This is a genomic window from Marinomonas algarum, assembly GCF_020532605.1.
GTDB classification, from domain to species: domain Bacteria; phylum Pseudomonadota; class Gammaproteobacteria; order Pseudomonadales; family Marinomonadaceae; genus Marinomonas; species Marinomonas algarum.
Genome location: NZ_JAJATW010000051.1, coordinates 1 through 2,938 on the forward strand (window position 1 = coordinate 1; position 2,938 = coordinate 2,938).

At 50.9% G+C, this 2,938-nt stretch carries 1 rRNA gene; it reads left to right on the forward strand.

Annotated elements, in window-relative coordinates:
- Nucleotides 1-19: 19 nt before the first annotated feature.
- Nucleotides 20-2,919, forward strand: a 23S ribosomal RNA gene (locus LG368_RS15130).
- Nucleotides 2,920-2,938: the final 19 nt, after the last annotated feature.

The following is a 2,938-nucleotide window of genomic DNA, read 5'->3' on the forward strand; positions in this document are numbered from 1 at the left end:
AAACTATTTTGGGTTATATGGTCAAGTGACCAAGCGTGCACGGTGGATGCCTTGGCAGTCAGAGGCGATGAAGGACGTGGTAATCTGCGAAAAGGTTCGGGGAGTCGATAAACAGACTTTGATCCGAACATGTCCGAATGGGGAAACCCACTCTACTTGTAGAGTATCCCACAGTGAATACATAGCTGTGTGGAGGCGAACCCGGGGAACTGAAACATCTAAGTACCCGGAGGAAAAGAAATCAACCGAGATTCCCTAAGTAGCGGCGAGCGAAAGGGGATTAGCCCTTAAGTGGTTTTGGTGTTAGTAGAAGACTCTGGAAAGAGTTGCCGTAGAGGGTGATAGCCCCGTATACGAAAACACCTTAATCATGAAAACGAGTAGGACGGGACACGTGTTATCCTGTCTGAATATGGGGGGACCATCCTCCAAGGCTAAATACTCCTGACTGACCGATAGTGAACCAGTACCGTGAGGGAAAGGCGAAAAGAACCCCTGTGAGGGGAGTGAAATAGATCCTGAAACCGTGTACGTACAAGCAGTGGGAGCCGATTTATTCGGTGACTGCGTACCTTTTGTATAATGGGTCAACGACTTATTTTCAGTAGCAAGGTTAAGCGCATAGCGGAGCCGTAGGGAAACCGAGTCTTAATAGGGCGTTTAGTTGCTGGGAATAGACCCGAAACCGAGCGATCTATCCATGAGCAGGTTGAAGGTTGGGTAACACTAACTGGAGGACCGAACCCACGTACGTTGAAAAGTCCGGGGATGACTTGTGGATAGGAGTGAAAGGCTAATCAAGCTCGGAGATAGCTGGTTCTCCTCGAAAGCTATTTAGGTAGCGCCTCGTATCTCACCATTGGGGGTAGAGCACTGTTTGGGCTAGGGGGTCATCCCGACTTACCAACCCCATGCAAACTCCGAATACCAATGAGTGCAATTACGGGAGACACACGGCGGGTGCTAACGTCCGTCGTGGAAAGGGAAACAACCCAGACCGTCAGCTAAGGTCCCAAAGTTACAGTTAAGTGGGAAACGATGTGGGAAGGCTCAGACAGCTAGGAGGTTGGCTTAGAAGCAGCCATCCTTTAAAGAAAGCGTAATAGCTCACTAGTCGAGTCGGCCTGCGCGGAAGATATAACGGGGCTAAAACTGTACACCGAAGCTACGGATGCTTAATTTATTAAGCATGGTAGAGGAGCGTTCTGTAAGCCGTTGAAGGTCAAGCTGTAAGGCAGGCTGGAGGTATCAGAAGTGCGAATGTTGACATGAGTAACGATAAGGGGAGTGAAAAACTCCCCCGCCGGAAGACCAAGGTTTCCTGTCCCATGTTAATCAGGGCAGGGTGAGTCGGCCCCTAAGGCGAGGCAGAAATGCGTAGTCGATGGGAAACAGGTTAATATTCCTGTACTCGTACATATTGCGATGGAGAGACGGAGAAGGCTAGGCCAGCACAGCGATGGTTGTCTGTGTTTAAGGCGGTAGGTTGAGGGCTTAGGCAAATCCGGGTCCTCCCCTTTAGTGGGAAAACCGAGAACTGACGACGAGCCCTCTTTTGGGCGAAGTGGTTGATGCCATGCTTCCAGGAAAAACTTCTAAGCTTCAGATATGATCGAACCGTACCCCAAACCGACACAGGTGGTCAGGTAGAGAATACCAAGGCGCTTGAGAGAACTCGGGTGAAGGAACTAGGCAAAATGGTACCGTAACTTCGGGAGAAGGTACGCCGGCCGGTGTGAAGGACTTGCTCCGTAAGCACTAGTCGGTCGAAGATACCAGGTGGCTGCGACTGTTTATTAAAAACACAGCACTCTGCAAACACGAAAGTGGACGTATAGGGTGTGACGCCTGCCCGGTGCTTGAAGGTTAATTGATGGGGTTAGCGCAAGCGAAGCTCTTGATCGAAGCCCAAGTAAACGGCGGCCGTAACTATAACGGTCCTAAGGTAGCGAAATTCCTTGTCGGGTAAGTTCCGACCTGCACGAATGGCGTAACGATGGCCACACTGTCTCCACCCGAGACTCAGTGAAATTGAAATCGCAGTGAAGATGCTGTGTATCCGCGGCTAGACGGAAAGACCCCGTGAACCTTTACTATAGCTTCACAGTGAACTTTGAACCTACTTGTGTAGGATAGGTGGGAGGCTTTGAAACCAAGACGCCAGTTTTGGTGGAGCCACTCTTGAAATACCACCCTGGTATGTTTGAGGTTCTAACTCAGGTCCCTTATCGGGATCGAGGACACTGTGTGGTGGGTAGTTTGACTGGGGCGGTCTCCTCCCAAAGAGTAACGGAGGAGCACGAAGGTGTGCTCAGCATGGTCGGAAATCATGCATAGAGTGTAAAGGCAAAAGCACGCTTAACTGCGAGACAGACACGTCGAGCAGGTACGAAAGTAGGTCTTAGTGATCCGGTGGTTCTGTATGGAAGGGCCATCGCTCAACGGATAAAAGGTACTCCGGGGATAACAGGCTGATACCGCCCAAGAGTTCACATCGACGGCGGTGTTTGGCACCTCGATGTCGGCTCATCACATCCTGGGGCTGAAGCCGGTCCCAAGGGTATGGCTGTTCGCCATTTAAAGTGGTACGCGAGCTGGGTTTAGAACGTCGTGAGACAGTTCGGTCCCTATCTGCCGTGGACGTTTGAGATTTGAGAGGAGCTGCTCCTAGTACGAGAGGACCGGAGTGGACGAACCTCTGGTGTTCCGGTTGTCACGCCAGTGGCATTGCCGGGTAGCTATGTTCGGACGGGATAACCGCTGAAAGCATCTAAGCGGGAAGCCTCCCTTAAGATAAGATCTCACTGGGACATAAGTCCCCTAAAGAGCCGTTCGAGACTAGGACGTTGATAGGTTGGGTGTGTAAGTGCTGTGAGGCATTGAGCTAACCAATACTAATTGCTCGTGAGGCTTGACCATATAACACCAAAGTGGTTTT